The following is a 1,845-nucleotide window of genomic DNA, read 5'->3' on the forward strand; positions in this document are numbered from 1 at the left end:
CTCGGTTTCGAGATTCTTCGACGACGTCGCGCGGCTTCGCCCCACGTATTTCTCGGCGGTGCCGGCAATCTACGCGATGCTGACCTCACAGCCGGAAGACCCTTCGATCGACACGTCGTCCTTGAGGTTTGCCGTGTGCGGTGCGGCGCCGATCAGCAAGGAACTCCTCGACCGCGCGGAGCAGCGCTTCGGTTTCGTGATCGTGGAGGGTTACGGACTTACCGAGGGGACTTGCGCTTCGGCCTGCAATCCTGTGGACGGCGTGCGCAAACTCGGTACGGTCGGACCGGCGTTGCCGGGCCAGCAGATTGCCATTCTTGCCGAGGACGGAACCTTTGCTCCCGTCGGTACTGCCGGAGAGGTGGTCATCAAGGGCGACAACGTGATGCGTGGCTACCTCGGCAAGCCGGACGAGACCGCGAAGGCGGTCAGGGACGGTTGGTTGTACACCGGTGACGTCGGAGTCCTCGACGAGGACGGCTACCTGACCCTCGTCGACCGCATCAAGGACATGATCATCCGTGGGGGAGAGAACATCTACCCGAAGGAGATCGAAAACTCGCTCGCTACACATCCTTCCGTGCTCGAGGCCGCCGTCATCGGCGCTCCGCACCAGGTCTACGGAGAGGTGCCAGTTGCCTATGTCGTTGCCTACCCCGATGCACCCGTCACCGAAGACGAACTGCTCGAACATGTCACGGCCTTGCTCACCCGAGTAAAGGTGCCAGTGGCGATCTACGTCGTCGATGCGCTTCCCCGAAACCCGGTGGGCAAGATCGACAAACCCGGAATGAGACGAGCGTTGAGCGCAACTCCCGCTCACTAGTCACTTCCCCGTAGTACCAGCACAACTCGACGACGTCCGTCGAGTCGATCCGTCATGCCCACATTCCGTATTTCAGGAGCACATCATGGGATTCAAAGAAGGAAACTTCCCTCCCGTCGATCCGGCAACGTTCATGGACAAGCCGTTTCTCGAGCGTCTGCGTGACATGTCCACGCACTGGGTGGATTACGGCTTCGGTACGCCGAAAATGGTCCACACCGTCTACATCATGAAATTGTTGTTCCTCTACCTGGCAGCTGGAACAGCCGTTGCCACTTTGACTTCCGGCCTCTCGTGGTTCGACGTCGGTTCGTGGTGGAACCAGCCGATCGTCTACCAGAAACTCATCATCTGGACGATGATGCTCGAGATGCTGGGCTTGGCAGGATCCTGGGGACCGCTCGCCGGCCACTTCAAGCCGATGACCGGTGGAGTTCTCTACTGGCTCCGCCCCGGCACGATTCGCCTGCCACCGTGGCCGGGCAAAGTGCCGCTCACCTCGGGTGACTCCCGCTCGGTGTTCGACGTTTTCATCTATGTCGCCGCAGTCGCCAATCTACTTGTTGCCGCGGTTCTTCCGGGAGTTCACACCACAGGACTCGATTCGGCCTTCGCTGACAGTGCCGGACTCGTACGTCCGACGGTCTTGTACTCCTTCCTGGTGCTCATGGTGATTCTCGGGTTGCGTGACAAGGTGCCCTTCATCGCTGCACGTAGCGAGCAGTACCTGCCGGCAATCTTCTTCTTCACGTTCCTGCCTTTCGTCGACATGATCCTGGCGCTCAAACTGCTGATCGTCATGGTGTGGATCGGAGCCGGTGTCTCGAAGTTCGGTCGCCATTTCTCGCTGGTGGTTCCCCCGATGCTCAGCAATACACCGTGGATCCCGTCGAAGAAGATCAAGCGCGCGCATTACCGGAACTTCCCGGAAGATCTTCGGCCCTCGCACCTGGGCGGCGGCGTCGCACACGTGGCCGGAACGATGGTCGAAATCGTCACCCCGTTGATACTGCTGTTCT

2 protein-coding genes are annotated in these 1,845 nt (G+C 60.1%); both read left to right on the forward strand.

The genetic code is table 11. The features are described 5' to 3' along the window. A partial coding sequence (locus tag ABT116_RS44075; RefSeq protein ID WP_351646473.1) for a class I adenylate-forming enzyme family protein occupies positions 1-826 on the forward strand: 826 nt, incomplete at its 5' end. A gap of 85 nt (positions 827-911) precedes the next feature. Beyond that, a partial coding sequence (locus ABT116_RS44080; RefSeq protein WP_351646475.1) for a DUF3556 domain-containing protein occupies positions 912-1,845 on the forward strand: 934 nt, incomplete at its 3' end.

The organism is Streptomyces sp. NPDC002130 (assembly GCF_040296465.1).
GTDB lineage: Bacteria > Actinomycetota > Actinomycetes > Streptomycetales > Streptomycetaceae > Streptomyces.